We start from the raw sequence: 16,356 nt of genomic DNA on the forward strand, positions 1-16,356 counted from the left end.
AGGTGTGGAACCAGACCTCTTCACCGCCGCCGCCGAGGACCGCCAGGAGAAGGACCCGGCCAGCTCCCCGCTGGCCGTCCGGATGCGCCCGCGCACCCTGGACGAAGTGGTCGGCCAGCAGCACCTGCTGAAGCCCGGCTCACCGCTGCGGCGACTGGTGGGGGAGGGCGCCGGGGGACCGGCCGGAGCCTCGTCCGTGATCCTCTGGGGGCCGCCGGGGATCGGGAAGACCACCCTCGCGTACGTGGTCAGCCAGGCCACGCAGAAGCGGTTCGTCGAACTGTCGGCCATCACGGCGGGGGTCAAGGAGGTCCGGGCCGTCATCGAGGGCGCCAAGCGCGCCGCCGGCGGCTACGGCAAGGAGACCGTCCTCTTCCTCGACGAGATCCACCGCTTCAGCAAGGCGCAGCAGGACTCCCTGCTCCCGGCCGTGGAGAACCGCTGGGTCACCCTGATCGCGGCGACCACGGAGAACCCCTACTTCTCGATCATCTCCCCGCTGCTGTCGCGCTCGCTGCTCCTCACCCTGGAACCGCTGACCGACGCCGACCTGAGCGGGCTCCTGCACCGCGCCCTGGAGGAGGAACGCGGCCTGGGCGGCGCGGTCTCGCTGCCCGCCGACGCCGAGGCGCACCTGCTGCGCATCGCCGGGGGCGACGCCCGCCGGGCGCTGACCGCGCTGGAGGCGGGGGCCGGATCGGCCCTCGCCAAGGGCGAGGAGGAGATCACCCTCCAGACGCTGGAGGAGGCCGTCGACCGGGCGGCCGTCCGCTACGACCGGGACGGCGACCAGCACTACGACGTGGCGAGCGCGCTGATCAAGTCGATCCGCGGCTCGGACGTGGACGCCGCGCTGCACTACCTGGCGCGGATGATCGAGGCGGGGGAGGACCCGCGGTTCATCGCGCGGAGGCTGATGATCTCCGCGAGCGAGGACATCGGCCTGGCCGACCCCACCGCCCTTCCGCTGGCGGTCGCGGCGGCCCAGGCGGTGGCGATGATCGGCTTCCCGGAGGCCGCGCTGACCCTGTCGCACGCCACGATCGCGCTGGCGCTGGCCCCGAAGTCCAACACCGCCACGACGGCGATCGGCGCCGCGCTGGCCGACGTACGGGCCGGGTTGGCCGGGGCCGTGCCGGCGCACCTGCGGGACGGGCACTACAAGGGCGCGGCCAAGCTGGGGCACGCCGTGGGGTACGTGTACCCGCACGACGTGCCGGGCGCGATCGCCGCGCAGCAGTACGCGCCGGACGCGATCCACGGGAAGCGGTACTACGAGCCGACGCGGTACGGGGCGGAGGCGCGGTACGCGGACGTGGTGGAGAAGGTCCGCGAGCGGCTGCGCGGCAGCGGCTCCTGAGCGGGCCGCGCCTTTCTTCAGTGGGCGGCCGCGGCGAACAGCGAGCGCAGCGCGCGGCGCAGACCGCAGACGTCCGCGACCGGCTCGGGGAAGTCGAAGCGGGCGTCGAAGGCGGCGAGGCCCGGCCCGCGGGTGAAGCGCACGCGCAGCCCGAGGCGGTCCAGGGCGAGCGGGACGGGGGTCAGCGCGGGCGCCTCCCGGGAGCCCAGCAGCCCGCACAGGCCGGCGAGGCGCTCGGGGTGGACGGACGCCAGGTGCTGGAGGAGTTCCGCCTCGTGGGCCGTCATCGGGTCCGGTTCGGCCGCCGCCAGCTCCTCGGGGTCCACCCGCTCGGCGCCCCACAGGTCGTCCACCGAGACCTCGCCGACCTCCAGGCGCAGCAGCATCCAGGCCGGACGGCCCGTGGAGGGGGCGTCGAGGGACTCCGTCAGCCCGAGCAGCTCGCCCACCGGATGGCGCTCGGCCATGAGCGCGGCGCAGACGGCGCGGTCGTCCCCGCGGACCGGGGTCAGCCACCCGGCGAGCCAGGCGCGGCCCCGTATACGATGGGGCACGGACACCGGCGCCACGTCCGTGATCTCGATCACGGCGGGGAGGTCGTCGTCCTGGGCGTGAGCGGCGGCCCTGGCCGCCGCGGATTCCCCTGGCACCAGGAGAATCACGTCCCCGTCCGGGGTGACGGTCCGAGCGGCCGGCGCCCCTGTCCCGCACTCTCCCTGGTCACGGGTCCACAGCTGGTCACGAGCACCCGGCAGAGTGAGGGATACTGAGGCGTTGGACTCTACGAGGGTTCGTACGCGTTCGGCTCCGGTGAGCTGCCGAACGCCTTCCCTGGGACGCGGCTGACCTTGCCTACCGTCATCGAAAGCGGATTCCGTTTCGTTGGAACCCGAACTGCGATGCGCACTGGGCAGGGGGATCCCATGTGGTCGAGACATTACGTCCTCCTCGATAAGGTAAGCCTCACCTAACTTACATGGAGGTAGGTTCCCCGTGAACCAGAAGCGACCCAAGGTCAAGAAGTCTCGTGCCCTCGGCATCGCCCTGACGCCGAAGGCCGTCAAGTACTTCGAGGCCCGCCCCTACCCGCCGGGCGAGCACGGCCGTGGCCGCAAGCAGAACTCGGACTACAAGGTCCGTCTGCTGGAGAAGCAGCGCCTGCGCGCTCAGTACGACATCTCCGAGCGCCAGATGGCCCGCGCGTACGACCGCGCGAAGAAGGCCGAGGGCAAGACGGGCGAGGCGCTGGTCGTCGAGCTCGAGCGTCGTCTGGACGCCCTGGTCCTGCGTGCCGGCATCGCCCGCACCATCTACCAGGCCCGCCAGATGGTCGTCCACGGCCACATCGAGGTCAACGGTGGCAAGGTCGACAAGCCGTCGTTCCGCGTGCGCCCCGACGACGTCATCACGGTTCGCGAGCGCAGCCGCGAGAAGCACCCCTTCCAGGTCGCCCGCGAGGGTGGCTACGCCGGTGAGGGCGAGACCCCGCGCTACCTGCAGGTCAACCTGAAGGCCCTGGCCTTCCGCCTCGACCGCGACCCGAACCGCAAGGAAATCCCGGTCATCTGCGACGAGCAGCTCGTCGTCGAGTACTACGCCCGCTGATCCAGCGGCCGCGTAGCCACTCACAGGCTGGTCCGGCCCGCCGTCCCCTCCGGGGGCGGCGGGCTTTGCCGTACCCGGGCCCGTGTCCGGAACGAGCCGCACGGGAATCCGGTACTGCGGCGGATCTCCGGCGCGATAGGGTCGGAGCAGACTCAACCCGTAGGTTTTCCAGATTCAGGAAGCGGTGCAACGTGTCCGGTGGAGAGGTGGCCGGGATCATCGTGGCCGTCTTCTGGGCCATCCTGGTCTCCTTCCTCGCAGTGGCGCTGGCCAGGCTCGCCCAGGTGCTCAGGGCCACCACCAAGCTCGTGGCCGAGGTCACCGAGCAGGCCGTCCCGCTGCTGGCGGACGCCTCGACGACCGTCCGCTCCGCGCGCACCCAGCTCGACCGGGTCGACGCGATCGCGAGCGACGTCCAGGAGGTCACCTCCAACGCCTCCGCGCTCTCCTCCACCGTGGCCTCCACCTTCGGCGGCCCGCTCGTCAAGGTCGCGGCCTTCGGCTACGGGGTGCGCAAGGCACTGGGCAGGACCGACGCGGGAACCGAGCGGACCCCCCGGCGCACCGTGATCGTCGGCCGTACGGTGCCGGCGCCCCGGCGCCGCAAGCAGAAGGGCTGAGACCTCCGATGTTCCGCCGAGCCTTCTGGTTCACCGCCGGCGCCGCCGCCGGCGTCTGGGCCACCACCAAGGTCAACCGCCAGCTCAAGAAGCTGACGCCGGAGAGCCTCGCGGCCCAGGCGGCCGAAAAGGCCGTGGAGGCGGGCCACCGCCTCAAGGACTTCGCCCTCGACGTCAAGGCGGGAATGACGCAGCGCGAGGACGAGCTGAACGACGCACTGGGCCTGACCCAGGACCCCGACCGGCCCGACAACGTCACCGCCCTCCCCGGGCCGCGGCGGCTGCGGGCCATCGCGAACGACACGACCACCCACCGCCGGAACCACTCGGCGGTTACGTACAACCGGAATGAGGACCACTGATGGAGTCGGCTGAAATCCGCCGCCGCTGGCTGAGCTTCTTCGAGGAGCGCGGTCACACCGTTGTCCCTTCGGCGTCGCTCATCGCGGACGACCCGACTCTGCTGCTGGTCAACGCGGGCATGGTCCCGTTCAAGCCGTACTTCCTCGGTGAGACCAAGCCCCCGGCCCCCCGGGCCACCAGCGTGCAGAAGTGCGTCCGCACCCCGGACATCGAAGAGGTCGGCAAGACCACCCGCCACGGCACGTTCTTCCAGATGTGCGGCAACTTCTCCTTCGGGGACTACTTCAAGGAAGGCGCCATCAAGTACGCCTGGGAGCTGCTCACCAGCTCCGTGGCGGACGGCGGCTACGGCCTGGAGCCCGAGAAGCTCTGGATCACCGTCTACCTCGACGACGACGAGGCCGAGACGATCTGGCGCGAGAAGATCGGCGTTCCCGCCGAGCGCATCCAGCGCCTGGGCAAGAAGGACAACTTCTGGTCCATGGGCGTCCCCGGCCCCTGCGGCCCCTGCTCCGAGATCAACTACGACCGCGGCCCCGAGTTCGGCGTCGAGGGCGGCCCGGCCGTCAACGACGAGCGGTACGTGGAGATCTGGAACCTGGTCTTCATGCAGTACGAGCGCGGCGCCGGCGAGGGCAAGGAGGACTTCCCGATCCTCGGCGACCTGCCCTCCAAGAACATCGACACCGGTCTCGGCCTCGAACGCCTGGCGATGATCCTCCAGGGCGTCCGGAACATGTACGAGACCGACACCCTGCGCGTGGTCATGGACAAGGCCACCGAGCTGACGGGCGTGCGCTACGGCGCCGCCCAGGACAGCGACGTGTCGATGCGCGTGGTCGCCGACCACATCCGCACCTCCGTCATGCTCATCGGCGACGGCGTCACCCCCGGCAACGAGGGCCGCGGCTACGTGCTGCGCCGCATCATGCGCCGCGCCATCCGCAACATGCGCCTCATGGGCGCCACCGGCCCGGTCGTCCAGGAGCTCATCGACGTCGTCATCGACACGATGGGGCAGCAGTACCCGGAGCTCATCACCGACCGCAAGCGCATCGAGACCGTCGCGCTCGCCGAAGAGGCCGCCTTCCTCAAGGCCCTCAAGGGCGGCACGAACATCCTCGACACCGCCGTGACCGAGACCAAGGCCGCCGGTGGCACGGTCCTCTCCGGCGACAAGGCGTTCCTGCTCCACGACACCTGGGGCTTCCCGATCGACCTCACCCTGGAGATGGCCGCCGAACAGGGCCTCTCCGTGGACGAGAGCGGCTTCCGCCGCCTGATGCAGGAGCAGCGCGACCGCGCCAAGGCCGACGCCAAGGCCAAGAAGACCGGTCACGCCGACGTCTCCGCCTACCGCGAGATCGCCGACGGCTCCGGCGCCACCGAGTTCACCGGCTACGCCACCAACCAGGGCGAGGCCACCATCGTCGGCCTCCTGGTCAACGGCGTCTCCGCGCCCGCCGCCTCCGAGGGCGACGAGGTCGAGGTCGTCCTCGACCGCACCCCCTTCTACGCCGAGGGCGGCGGCCAGCTCGCCGACCAGGGCCGCATCAAGCTCGACAGCGGCGCCGTCATCGAGGTCCGCGACGTCCAGCAGCCCGTCCCGGGCGTCTCCGTCCACAAGGGCTCCGTCCAGGTCGGCGAGGTCACGGTCGGCGCCTCCGCGTACGCCGCCATCGACGTCAGGCGCCGCCGGGCCATCGCCCGCGCCCACTCGGCGACCCACCTGACCCACCAGGCGCTGCGTGACGCCCTCGGCCCGACGGCCGCCCAGGCCGGCTCCGAGAACAGCCCCGGCCGCTTCCGCTTCGACTTCGGCTCGCCGAACGCCGTCCCCGGCACGGTGCTCACCGACGTGGAGCAGAAGATCAACGACGTGCTCTCCCGCGAGCTCGACGTCACCGCCGAGATCATGAGCATCGACGAGGCGAAGAAGCAGGGCGCCATCGCCGAGTTCGGCGAGAAGTACGGCGAGCGGGTCCGCGTCGTGACCATCGGCGACTTCTCCAAGGAGCTCTGCGGCGGTACGCACGTCGGCAACACCGCCCAGCTGGGTCTGGTGAAGCTGCTCGGCGAGTCCTCCATCGGCTCCGGCGTGCGCCGCGTCGAGGCCCTCGTCGGCGTGGACGCGTACAACTTCCTCGCCAAGGAGCACACGGTCGTCGCCCAGCTCCAGGAGCTGGTCAAGGGCCGTCCGGAGGAGCTGCCGGAGAAGATCGCCTCCATGCTCGGCAAGCTGAAGGACGCCGAGAAGGAGATCGAGAAGTTCCGCGCGGAGAAGGTGCTCCAGGCCGCCGCCGGCCTCGCCGAGAACGCCCAGGACATCCGCGGCGTCGCCCTCGTCGTCGGCCAGGTGCCGGACGGCACGGGCGCCGACGACCTGCGCAAGCTGGTCCTGGACGTCCGCGGACGCATCCCTGGCGACCGCCCGGCCGTCGTCGCGCTGTTCACCGTGGCGAACGACCGCCCGCTGACCGTCATCGCCACCAACGAGGCGGCCCGCGAGCGCGGCCTCAAGGCCGGCGACCTGGTCCGCACCGCCGCCAAGACCCTCGGCGGCGGCGGTGGCGGCAAGCCGGACGTGGCCCAGGGCGGCGGCCAGAACCCGGCCGCCGTGCCCGAGGCCATCGCCGCGGTCGAGCGCCTCGTCGTCGAGACGGCCTGACGATGAGCCTGCGCCGTGGCCGCCGGCTGGCCATCGATGTCGGAGACGCCCGGATCGGGGTCGCCTCGTGCGACCCCGACGGGGTGCTGGCCACGCCGGTGGAGACCGTCCCGGGCCGGGACGTCCCGGCCGCCCACCGGCGGCTGCGGCAGCTCGTCGAGGAGTACGAGCCCCTCGAAGTCGTCGTCGGCCTCCCCCGCTCGCTCAGCGGGCGGGAGGGGCCGGCCGCGGCCAAGGTGCGCGCCTTCGCGAACGAACTGGCCAAGGGCATCAAGCCGGTGGCGGTCCGTCTGGTGGACGAGCGGATGACCACGGTCACCGCCGCACAGGGACTGCGGGCCTCCGGGAAGAACGCGAAGAAGGGCAGGTCGGTGATCGACCAGGCCGCCGCTGTGGTCATCCTTCAGAACGCTCTTGAGACCGAACGGGTATCAGGTAATCCGCCTGGTGAGTGCGTCGAAGTGGTTGTCTGATCGCGATACGGTAACGTTCCGCGCGATGAGACGGCATTCGAACAGCCGTCGCCCACCACTCAAGAGGCGGAACCGGGTGCCGCGGCCGAGATGAGCCGAGGACCACGTCTCGCGGCTCTAGGGGACCGATGACTGACTATGGCCGGGGCCACGGCTCCGAACCGTGGAGCCCCCAGGACCCCCTCTACGGGGACCAGGGGTGGACCGCGCACCAGACGCAGCAGGAGCAGGTGCCCTACGGCGGTGACCCGCAGCAGCAGTACCAGCACCCTCTGGAGCCGCAGTACCCGGACCTGCAGTACCAGCAGCCGCAGTACCAGCAGGAATATCCCGCGCAGTACCCGCAGCAGCAGCACCCGCAGTACGCCGAGCAGCAGGTGTACGCGGCGCAGCACGCCCACGCCCAGCAGCAGCTCCAGCAGCAGCCGCTGTACGAGGGCCAGGGCTGGGACGGCGGCCACGAGCAGCAGTACATGGCCGCCGTCCAGACCGACCCCTACGCGGGCGCCGACCCGTACGCCCAGCAGTCCGCCGGGGCCTACCCCGGCGAGGCCCCCGACCTGTACGCGACGCCGGACGCCTTCCCTCCGCCGCAGCCCCCGGGCCGGCGCCACCTGGAACCGGAACCGTCCGAGGTGGACGAGGAGCCGGAGGAATCCCTGCTTCCGGCGGACGGCGGCGGGGACGACGCCGACGAGCCGGCGTCCGGCGGCCGCCGTGCGGGCCGCGGCAAGGGCGGCAAGGCCGGCAAGAAGAAGCAGAAGAAACGCAGCGGCGCGGCCTGCTTGATCGCCGCCGTGGTGATCGTCGGCATCGTCGGCGGTGGCGGCTACTACGGCTACGGCTACCTGAAGGACCGGTTCGGCGCGACCGAGGACTTCGCGGGCGAGGGCACGGACGAGACCGTGGACGTCGAGATCCCGAAGAACGCGGGCCTCGGCCAGATGGGCCGCATCCTCAAGGAAGCCGGCGTGGTCGCCAGCGCCCAGGCCTTCGTGGACGCCGCGAACGCCAACCCCAAGGGCAAGTCGATCCAGCCCGGCATCTACCCGCTGAAGAAGAAGATGTCGGGTACGGCCGCCGTCGCGCTGATGGTCGACCCCAGCAAGCTGGCCGTCATCACCGTGCCCGAGGGCGCGCGGAACTCCGCCGTCTACTCGATGATCGACAAGAAGCTCGGCAAGCCGGACGGCACCACCCGGGAGATCGCCCAGCGCGAGTCCAAGAACCTGGGCCTGCCGGCGTGGGCCGCCAGCAACCCGAAGGTCATGGACCCCCTTGAGGGCTTCCTGTACCCGATGCGGTACGACCTCAAGAAGGACAGCACCCCGGAGTCCCTGCTCAAGCAGATGGTCAAGAACGCGTCCGACAAGTACGCAGAGCTGGGCGTCGAGGGCAAGGCCAAGGAGCTCAACCTGGAGAACCCGCTCCAGGTGGTCACGGTCGCCAGCCTCGTCAACGCCGAGGGCAAGAACCACGACGACTTCCGCAAGATGGCCGAGGTGGTCTACAACCGCCTCAAGAAGACCAACGACGTCACGAACCAGAAGCTCCAGTTCGACTCGACGTACAACTACGTCAAGAACCAGAGCGAGATCAACTTCAACCTGAAGGAAGCCCAGGCCTTCGACCACCCGTACAACACGCACTTCGTCAAGGGCCTCCCGCCCGGCCCGATCAACAATCCCGGCATGGACGCGCTGACCGCTACGCTCAGCCCCGACCACGGCGGCTGGATGTTCTTCGTGTCGGTCGACGGCGACAAGACGACGTTCACCAAGACCTACGACGAACACCTCAAGCTCGTCGCCGAGTTCCAGGAACGTCAGGCGAAGAAGAAGAACGGCGGGTAGCAGGACATGTCACGGACACGGGCCGCGGTGCTGGGTTCTCCCATCGAGCACTCCCTCTCACCGGTGCTGCACCGGGCGGCCTACGAGGAGCTCGGCCTCGACGACTGGTCCTACGACCGGTTCGAGATCGACGAGGCCGCGCTCCCCGGGTTCGTGGCCGGACTCGGCCCCGAGTGGGCCGGGTTCTCCCTGACGATGCCGCTCAAGCGGGCGGTCATCCCGCTGCTCGACGAGATCAGCGACACCGCCGCATCGGTGGAGGCGGTCAACACCCTCGTCCTCACCGAGGACGGCCGGCGCGTCGGCGACAACACCGACATCCCCGGGATAGTCGCCGCCCTGCACGAGCGGGGCGTCGACAAGGTGCCCGCCGCCGCCGTTCTCGGGGCGGGGGCCACGGCCTCCTCGGCGCTGGCCGCCCTCGCGCGGATCTGCACCGGCGAGATCACCGCGTACGTCCGCTCGGCCGCCCGCGCCGACGAGATGCGCCGGTGGGGCGAGCGCCTCGGCGTCGAGGTCCGTACCGCCGACTGGTCGCGGGCCGCGGAGGCCCTGGCGGCCCCGCTGGTGATCGCCACCACCCCGGCGGGCGCCACCGACGAGCTGGCCTCCGCCGTGCCCGCGGACCCGGGCGCCCTCTTCGACGTCCTCTACGACCCCTGGCCCACCGCGCTGGCGGCCGCCTGGTCCGGCCGTGGCGGCAAGCTGCTCGGCGGCCTCGACCTGCTGGTCCACCAGGCCGTGCTCCAGGTCGAGCAGATGACCGGGCGGGCCCCGGGCCCCCTCGCGGCCATGCGGGCCGCCGGAGAACGGGCACTCGCCGCCCGTTAGCCTCCTGAGGGCGCTGCCCGGCAGTCTGCCGGCCCGGGCGAAGTGGATCATCGGCTCGCTCGTGGCCGCGATCGTCCTCTACGAGGGCTACCAGTGGTGGCGCCGGCGTGAGACGGCCGTCCGATAGCTGGACGGGAGAGCGGTGCAGCCGCCGGGACGTGGGAGGATTCGGGTACCGGCGGTCCCGGTCCGCGCTCCCCCAGCTACCGCTGGGAGGGGCCCCCAGGACTCGCCGCCGCAGTGGCAGGCGCGAGCATGAGGAGCATCGTTGAGCAGGTTGCGTTGGCTGACCGCAGGAGAGTCGCACGGACCGGCCCTGGTCGCGACGCTGGAGGGCCTTCCCGCCGGCGTCCCGGTCACCACCGAGCTGGTGGCCGACCACCTGGCCCGGCGCCGGCTCGGCTATGGACGCGGTGCCCGGATGAAGTTCGAGCAGGACGAGATCACCTTCCTCGGCGGCGTCCGCCACGGCCTGTCCCAGGGCGGCCCGGTCGCGGTCATGATCGGCAACACCGAGTGGCCCAAGTGGGAGACGGTCATGTCGGCCGACCCGGTCGACCCCTCGCTGCTCAAGGAGACCGGCCGTAACGCCCCCCTGACCCGTCCGCGCCCCGGCCACGCCGACCTCGCGGGCATGCAGAAGTACGGCTTCGACGAGGCCCGGCCGATCCTGGAGCGCGCCAGCGCCCGTGAGACCGCCGCCCGCGTCGCGCTCGGCGCCGTCGCCCGCTCCTTCATCAAGGAGGTCGCGGGCATCGAGATCGTCTCGCACGTGGTGGAACTGGCCTCGGCCAAGGCCCCCTACGGCGTCTACCCGACCCCCGCCGACGTCGACAAGCTCGACGCCGACCCGGTGCGCTGCCTCGACGCCGACGCGTCGAAGGCGATGGTCGCGGAGATCGACCAGGCCCACAAGGACGGCGACACCCTCGGCGGCGTCGTCGAGGTCCTCGCCTACGGCGTGCCCGTCGGCCTCGGCTCCCACGTCCACTGGGACCGCCGCCTCGACGCCCGCCTCGCCGCCGCGCTCATGGGCATCCAGGCCATCAAGGGCGTCGAGGTCGGCGACGGCTTCGAGCTGGCCCGCGTGCCCGGCTCCCAGGCGCACGACGAGATCGTCTCCACCCCCGAGGGCCTCAAGCGCACCTCCGGCCGCTCCGGCGGCACCGAGGGCGGCCTGACCACCGGTGAACTGCTGCGCGTCCGCGCCGCGATGAAGCCCATCGCGACCGTTCCGCGTGCCCTCGCCACCGTGGACGTCGCCACCGGCGAGGCGGCCGTGGCGCACCACCAGCGCTCCGACGTCTGCGCCGTGCCCGCCGCGGGCATCGTCGCCGAGGCCATGGTCGCGCTGGTCCTGGCCGACGCGGTCGTCGAGAAGTTCGGCGGCGACTCCGTCGGCGAGACCCGCCGCAACGTGCGGTCCTACCTCGACAACCTGCAGATCCGGTGACGGGCGGACCGCTCGTCGTCCTCGTCGGCCCCATGGGGTCCGGCAAGTCCACGGTGGGGGCGCTGCTCGCCGAACGGCTCGGCGTCTCCTACCGGGACACGGACGCGGACATCGTCGCGGCCCAGGGCCGCGAGATCTCCGACATCTTCGTCGACGAGGGCGAGCCGTACTTCCGTGAGCTGGAACGGCAGGCCGTCGCGGCCGCCGTCGCCGGGCACACGGGGGTCCTCGCCCTCGGCGGCGGCGCCGTCCTCGACGAGGGCACCCGCGCCCTGCTGCGCGGGCTGCCCGTCGCCTACCTGTCGATGGACGTCGAGGAGGCCGTGCGCCGCGTCGGCCTCGGCGCCGCCCGCCCGCTGCTGGCCGTCAACCCGCGCCGCCAGTGGCGCGAGCTGATGGACGCCCGGCGGCACCTGTACACCGAAGTCGCGCGCGTCGTGGTGGCCACGGACGAGCGCACCCCCCAAGAGGTCGCCCAGGCGGTCCTCGACGCTCTGGAGTTGAAGGACGTATGACAGACCAGGTGACGCGGATCCACGTCGGTGCCGCCGCCGGACACGACGCGTACGACGTGCTGGTCGGCCGGCAGCTGCTCGGCGAGCTGGGCGGCCTGATCGGCACCAAGGCCCAGCGGGTCGCCGTGATCCACCCCGAGGCCCTCGCCGAGACCGGCGAGGCGCTGCGCGCGGACCTGGCGGACCAGGGCTACGAGGCCGTCGCCATCCAGGTGCCCAACGCCGAGGAGGCCAAGACCGTCGAGGTGGCCGCCTACTGCTGGAAGGCCCTCGGCCAGTCCAACTTCACCCGCACCGACGTGATCGTCGGCGTGGGCGGCGGCGCGACCACCGACCTGGCGGGCTTCGTCGCGGCCAGCTGGCTGCGCGGGGTGCGCTGGATCGCGGTCCCGACCACCGTCCTGGGGATGGTGGACGCGGCCGTCGGCGGCAAGACCGGCATCAACACCGCCGAGGGCAAGAACCTCGTCGGCGCCTTCCACCCGCCCGCCGGCGTGCTGTGCGACCTCGCGGCCCTGGAGTCGCTGCCCGTCAACGACTACGTCAGCGGCCTCGCCGAGATCATCAAGGCCGGTTTCATCGCCGACCCGGTGATCCTCGACCTGATCGAGGCGGACCCGGCGGCGGCCCGTACGCCCGCCGGCCCGCACACGGCCGAGCTGATCTGCCGCTCCATCCAGGTCAAGGCGGACGTGGTCTCCAGCGACCTCAAGGAGTCCGGGCTGCGGGAGGTGCTCAACTACGGGCACACCCTCGCGCACGCCATCGAGAAGAACGAGCGCTACAAGTGGCGGCACGGCGCGGCCGTCTCCGTCGGCATGGTCTTCGCCGCCGAGCTGGGCCGCCTCGCGGGCCGCCTCGACGACGCGACCGCCGACCGCCACCGGGCCGTCCTCGCCTCCGTCGGCCTGCCGCTGACCTACCGCGGCGACCAGTGGCCCAAGCTGCTCCAGACCATGCAGGTCGACAAGAAGTCCCGCGGCAACCTGCTGCGCTTCATCGTCCTCGACGGCCTCGGCAAGCCCACCGTCCTGGAGGGCCCCGACCCGGCCCACCTGATCGCCGCGTACGGCGAGGTCTCGGCGTGAGCCGCCGGGTCCTGGTGCTGAACGGCCCGAACCTGGGCCGGCTCGGCTCCCGCGAGCCCGACGTCTACGGGGCCACCTCGTACGCCGGCCTGGTCGAGAGCTGCCGCACCCTCGGCGCCGAACTCGGCTTCGACGTCGAGGTCCGCGAGACCAACGACGAGGGGGAGCTCGTGCGCTGGCTGCACGAGGCGGCGGACGAGAAGCTCCCGGTCGTCATCAACCCGGGCGCCTTCACGCACTACTCGTACGCCATGCGGGACGCGGCCGCGCAGCGCACCGCGCCGCTGATCGAGGTGCACATCTCGAACCCGTACGCCCGGGAGGAATTTCGGCACACCTCGGTCATCGCGGCCGTGGCCACCGGTACCGTCGCCGGGTTCGGCCTGGGCTCCTACCGGCTGGCGCTGCGCGCGCTGGCCGAAGAGGTCACGGCCTGAGATAACGTTCTCGCATCAGTCGCCTGAACGAGACGGAGTGGCGCGGATGCAGCACGGAGTGGGGGGCTGGGGTCCACCGGGACAGCACCCGGCGGCGCCCCCGCCACCGCCGATACCCCCTGCGCAGGGCTGGCCGGCGGCCCCGGTGCCCGAGGCGACGGGGCACATCCCGCTGCCCCCCGTCGCGCCCGCGCCGCCCGCGCCCCCCACCGGGGGGACGGGCGGTGCCGTGCTCGCCGTCCTGCTCATCGGCCCGGCGGGCGCCGGCAAGACCACCGTGGCCCGGCACTGGGCGCAGACCCGCCCGGTGCCGACCGCGCACGTCAGCCTCGACGACGTCCGCGAATGGGTCCGCTCGGGCTTCGCGGACCCGCAGGCGGGCTGGAACGACCACTCCGAGGCCCAGTACCGCCTCGCCCGCCGCACCTGCGGCTTCGCCGCCCGCAACTTCCTGGCCAACGGGATCTCCTGCATCCTCGACGACGCCGTCTTCCCCGACCGGCCCGTGGTCGGGCTCGGCGGCTGGAAGCGCCACGTCGGACCCGCCCTGCTCCCGGTCGTGCTGCTCCCCGGCCTGGAGATCGTCCTGGACCGCAACGCCGCCCGCTCCGGCAACCGGCGGCTGTCCGACGAGGAGGTCGCCCGCATCCACGGCCGGATGGCCGGCTGGTACGGCTCCGGGCTGCCGATCATCGACAACTCCCACCTCGACGTGGAGGCCACCGCGCGCGCCCTGGACGAGGTCCTCGCGCGGGCCCTGGCGAGCCCTCCCCGCTGGTAGGCCCCGGAGGGACGGCGGGCTCCCGGCCCGTCCGGACGCGCTCACCGGGCCGGATGCGCGGGGCGCTCGTACGCTCGAAGACATGTCAGACGTGTACGCGGCCCGCAGGGGCCTGCTCCGCGAGCGCTGCGCCGCCGCGGGCAACTCCGCCGCCCTGATCACGCGTCCGGCGAACGTCCGCTACCTCGCCGGGGCGTCCCCGCTGGGCGCCGTGCTGCTGGTCGGGCCCGCCGACGACGAGCTGTTCTGCGCCGGCGCCCCCACCGGCGAGGCCGACGAGGGGCGGCTGGACGAGAAGCTGCCGCTCAGCCTGCTGAGCGGCCCGGGGGCCGATCCGGCCGTGGCGGCGGCCGACCGCGCCGCCGCCGTGCGGGCGGACTCCCTCGCCGTCGAGGAGCACCACCTCACCGTCGCCCGGCACCGCGCCGTGCGCTCCGTCGCGCCCCGGCTGCGGCTGGCCGACCTGGGGACCGCCGTGGAGCAGCAGCGGCTGGTCAAGGACGAGGAGGAGATCGCCTGCCTGCGCATCGCCGCCGAGATCGCCGACCAGGCCCTCGGCGAGCTGCTGGAGTCGATCCTCGTCGGGCGCACCGAACGCCACCTGGCCCTGGAGCTGGAGCGCCGGCTCGTCGACCACGGCGCGGACGGCCCCGCCTTCCCGACCTCCGTCGGCACCGGCCCGCACTCCGGCCGCTCCCGGCACCGGCCCTCGGACCGGCGGGTGGAGGAGGGCGACTTCCTGTCCGTCTGCCTCGGCGCGAACTACCGGGGCTACCGCTGCGAGATCGGCCGCACCTTCGTGATCGGCACCACTCCGGCCGACTGGCAGATCGAGCTGTACGACCTCGTCTTCGCCGCCCAGCGGGCCGGCCGGGAGGCGCTGCTGCCCGGCGCCGCGTACCGCGACGTCGACCACGCGGCACGGTCCGTACTGGACTCGGCGGGGTACGGCGAGGCCCTCGCCGGATGCACGGGACACGGGGTCGGCCTCGAAATCGACGAGGACCCGCAGCTTGCACCTACGGCAATGGGTAAACTGGACGCTTGCGTGCCGGTCACCGTCGAACCGGGGGTTCACCTCCCGGGCCGGGGAGGTGTCCGGATCGATGACACGCTCGTCGTGCGCCCCGAGGCGGACGGCGGTCCCGAGCTACTCACCATTACGACCAAGGAGCTGCTCGCACTGTAGTCCGCTGTGGCGGGCTGGGTGCGCCTCCCCGGTCTTCCAGTGCAGGAGATTCCGCAACCGTGGCTTCCACGAACGACCTCAAGAACGGCATGGTGCTCAAGCTCGACGGTGACCAGCTCTGGTCCGTCGTCGAGTTCCAGCACGTCAAGCCCGGCAAGGGCCCGGCCTTCGTGCGCACCAAGCTCAAGCACGTGCTCTCCGGCAAGGTCGTCGACAAGACCTTCAACGCCGGCACGAAGGTCGAGACCGCCACGATCGACCGCCGTGACATGCAGTTCTCGTACATGGACGGCGACTACTTCGTCTTCATGGACATGCAGACCTACGACCAGCTGATGGTCGACCGCAAGGCCGTCGGCGACGCCGCCAACTTCCTCATCGAGGGCTTCACCGCCTCGGTCGCCACGCACGAGGGCGAGGTGCTCTACGTCGAGCTCCCGGCCGCCGTCGAGCTGACCATCGAGCACACCGACCCGGGCGTCCAGGGCGACCGCTCCACCGGCGGCACCAAGCCCGCCAAGCTGGAGACCGGCCACGAGATCCAGGTCCCGCTCTTCGTCACCACCGGCGAGAAGATCAAGGTCGACACCCGCACCAGCGCTTACCTCGGCCGGGTGAACAGCTAACCGTGGCTGCCCGGAGCAACGCGCGCAAGCGCGCCTTCCAGATCCTCTTCGAGGCCGACCAGCGCGGCGTCCCCGTGCGCGAGGTCCTCGCGGACTGGATCCGGCACGCGAATGCGGACGTCCGGCAGCCGCCGGTCAACGCCTTCACGATGGACCTCGTCGAGGGCTATGCCGAGAAGGTGAACCGCATCGACGACCTGATCGTCACCTACGCCGTGGACTGGGAGCTCGACCGCATGCCGGTCGTGGACCGGAACATCCTGCGGCTGGGCGCCTACGAGCTGATCTGGGTCGACGAGACCCCGGACGCCGTGGCGATCGACGAGGCGGTGCAGCTGGCGAAGGAGTTCTCCACGGACGAATCGCCGGCCTTCGTCAACGGCCTGCTGGCCCGCTTCAAGGACCTCAAGCCGAGCCTGCGCCGCGGCGAGGACTGACGCGCGCACCGCGCACATACGGAAGGGCCCGCAACGTCCGCGTTGCGGGCCCTTCCG

Annotated in this window: 17 protein-coding genes; 16 read left to right on the top strand and 1 reads right to left on the bottom strand. The window is 71.8% G+C overall.

Going from position 1 to position 16,356, the window contains the following annotated elements; all coding sequences use genetic code 11:
• Window positions 1–4: 4 nt before the first annotated feature.
• Window positions 5–1,360 carry a replication-associated recombination protein A gene (locus AB0F18_RS17355; RefSeq protein WP_362060978.1) on the top strand — a complete coding sequence of 452 codons (1,356 nt, stop codon included), beginning with the start codon at window positions 5–7 and terminating at the stop codon, window positions 1,358–1,360.
• Window positions 1,361–1,377: 17 nt separating this feature from the next.
• Here the strand turns inward: AB0F18_RS17355 and AB0F18_RS17360 are convergent, their stop codons facing one another.
• On the bottom strand, window positions 1,378–2,094 hold the full coding sequence (locus AB0F18_RS17360) for a DUF2470 domain-containing protein (RefSeq protein ID WP_362061024.1): 717 nt from the start codon (window positions 2,092–2,094) through the stop codon (window positions 1,378–1,380).
• Between the two features lie 259 nt (window positions 2,095–2,353).
• Between AB0F18_RS17360 and rpsD the strand changes: the two genes are divergently transcribed.
• The 15 genes from rpsD (at window position 2,354) to nusB (ending at window position 16,299) form a co-directional block, all read left to right on the top strand.
• Window positions 2,354–2,965 carry a 30S ribosomal protein S4 gene (gene rpsD / locus AB0F18_RS17365; RefSeq protein WP_007263048.1) on the top strand — a complete coding sequence of 204 codons (612 nt, stop codon included), beginning with the start codon at window positions 2,354–2,356 and terminating at the stop codon, window positions 2,963–2,965.
• 191 nt (window positions 2,966–3,156) lie between these two features.
• Complete coding sequence (locus AB0F18_RS17370) at window positions 3,157–3,585, top strand: DUF948 domain-containing protein (RefSeq protein ID WP_362060981.1); 429 nt, start codon at window positions 3,157–3,159, stop codon at window positions 3,583–3,585.
• Between the two features lie 8 nt (window positions 3,586–3,593).
• Entirely contained in the window at window positions 3,594–3,947 is a 354-nt protein-coding gene (locus AB0F18_RS17375) for a DUF6167 family protein (RefSeq protein WP_362060984.1), read from the top strand.
• A complete protein-coding gene (gene alaS / locus AB0F18_RS17380; RefSeq protein ID WP_362060987.1) occupies window positions 3,947–6,616 on the top strand; it encodes an alanine--tRNA ligase in 2,670 nt (889 codons plus the stop codon). The genes AB0F18_RS17375 and alaS overlap by 1 nt, the downstream gene beginning before the upstream one ends.
• Before the next feature lie 2 nt (window positions 6,617–6,618).
• Complete coding sequence (gene ruvX / locus AB0F18_RS17385) at window positions 6,619–7,089, top strand: Holliday junction resolvase RuvX (protein ID WP_362060990.1); 471 nt, start codon at window positions 6,619–6,621, stop codon at window positions 7,087–7,089.
• Between the two features lie 128 nt (window positions 7,090–7,217).
• On the top strand, window positions 7,218–8,942 hold the full coding sequence (mltG, locus tag AB0F18_RS17390) for an endolytic transglycosylase MltG (protein ID WP_362060993.1): 1,725 nt from the start codon (window positions 7,218–7,220) through the stop codon (window positions 8,940–8,942).
• 6 nt (window positions 8,943–8,948) lie between these two features.
• The gene (locus AB0F18_RS17395; protein WP_362060996.1) at window positions 8,949–9,773 is read left to right on the top strand and encodes a shikimate dehydrogenase; all 825 of its coding nucleotides are present in this window, start codon (window positions 8,949–8,951) and stop codon (window positions 9,771–9,773) included.
• 268 nt (window positions 9,774–10,041) lie between these two features.
• Window positions 10,042–11,226 carry a chorismate synthase gene (aroC, locus tag AB0F18_RS17400; protein WP_362060999.1) on the top strand — a complete coding sequence of 395 codons (1,185 nt, stop codon included), beginning with the start codon at window positions 10,042–10,044 and terminating at the stop codon, window positions 11,224–11,226.
• Window positions 11,223–11,741 carry a shikimate kinase gene (locus AB0F18_RS17405; protein WP_362061002.1) on the top strand — a complete coding sequence of 173 codons (519 nt, stop codon included), beginning with the start codon at window positions 11,223–11,225 and terminating at the stop codon, window positions 11,739–11,741. Before aroC ends, AB0F18_RS17405 begins: the two co-directional genes overlap by 4 nt.
• Complete coding sequence (gene aroB / locus AB0F18_RS17410; protein WP_362061005.1) at window positions 11,738–12,829, top strand: 3-dehydroquinate synthase; 1,092 nt, start codon at window positions 11,738–11,740, stop codon at window positions 12,827–12,829. The genes AB0F18_RS17405 and aroB overlap by 4 nt, the downstream gene beginning before the upstream one ends.
• On the top strand, window positions 12,826–13,266 hold the full coding sequence (gene aroQ / locus AB0F18_RS17415; protein ID WP_362061007.1) for a type II 3-dehydroquinate dehydratase: 441 nt from the start codon (window positions 12,826–12,828) through the stop codon (window positions 13,264–13,266). Before aroB ends, aroQ begins: the two co-directional genes overlap by 4 nt.
• A gap of 46 nt (window positions 13,267–13,312) precedes the next feature.
• Window positions 13,313–14,047, top strand: coding sequence for an AAA family ATPase (locus AB0F18_RS17420; RefSeq protein WP_362061010.1), 735 nt, complete (start codon window positions 13,313–13,315; stop codon window positions 14,045–14,047).
• Between the two features lie 82 nt (window positions 14,048–14,129).
• Window positions 14,130–15,236 (top strand): aminopeptidase P family protein, encoded by a 1,107-nt coding sequence (locus AB0F18_RS17425; RefSeq protein ID WP_362061013.1) that lies wholly within the window; start codon window positions 14,130–14,132, stop codon window positions 15,234–15,236.
• A 59-nt stretch (window positions 15,237–15,295) separates the two neighbouring features.
• Window positions 15,296–15,862, top strand: coding sequence for an elongation factor P (gene efp / locus AB0F18_RS17430; RefSeq protein ID WP_362061016.1), 567 nt, complete (start codon window positions 15,296–15,298; stop codon window positions 15,860–15,862).
• A 2-nt stretch (window positions 15,863–15,864) separates the two neighbouring features.
• Window positions 15,865–16,299, top strand: a complete 435-nt coding sequence (gene nusB, locus AB0F18_RS17435; RefSeq protein ID WP_362061019.1) for a transcription antitermination factor NusB — start codon at window positions 15,865–15,867, stop codon at window positions 16,297–16,299.
• Window positions 16,300–16,356 lie beyond the last annotated feature (57 nt).

This window comes from Streptomyces sp. NPDC029216, from assembly GCF_040648015.1.
Classification (GTDB): domain Bacteria; phylum Actinomycetota; class Actinomycetes; order Streptomycetales; family Streptomycetaceae; genus Streptomyces.

What these genes read in the sequence shown, in the direction of transcription:
- AB0F18_RS17375 (WP_362060984.1), top strand. Translation starts at nt 3,594, where the DNA reads ATGTTCCGCCGAGCCTTCTGGTTCACCGCCGGCGCCGCCGCCGGCGTC.
- alaS (WP_362060987.1), top strand. Translation starts at nt 3,947, where the DNA reads ATGGAGTCGGCTGAAATCCGCCGCCGCTGGCTGAGCTTCTTCGAGGAG.
- ruvX (WP_362060990.1), top strand. Translation starts at nt 6,619, where the DNA reads ATGAGCCTGCGCCGTGGCCGCCGGCTGGCCATCGATGTCGGAGACGCC.
- mltG (WP_362060993.1), top strand. Translation starts at nt 7,218, where the DNA reads ATGACTGACTATGGCCGGGGCCACGGCTCCGAACCGTGGAGCCCCCAG.
- AB0F18_RS17395 (WP_362060996.1), top strand. Translation starts at nt 8,949, where the DNA reads ATGTCACGGACACGGGCCGCGGTGCTGGGTTCTCCCATCGAGCACTCC.
- aroB (WP_362061005.1), top strand. Translation starts at nt 11,738, where the DNA reads ATGACAGACCAGGTGACGCGGATCCACGTCGGTGCCGCCGCCGGACAC.
- AB0F18_RS17420 (WP_362061010.1), top strand. Translation starts at nt 13,313, where the DNA reads ATGCAGCACGGAGTGGGGGGCTGGGGTCCACCGGGACAGCACCCGGCG.
- AB0F18_RS17425 (WP_362061013.1), top strand. Translation starts at nt 14,130, where the DNA reads ATGTCAGACGTGTACGCGGCCCGCAGGGGCCTGCTCCGCGAGCGCTGC.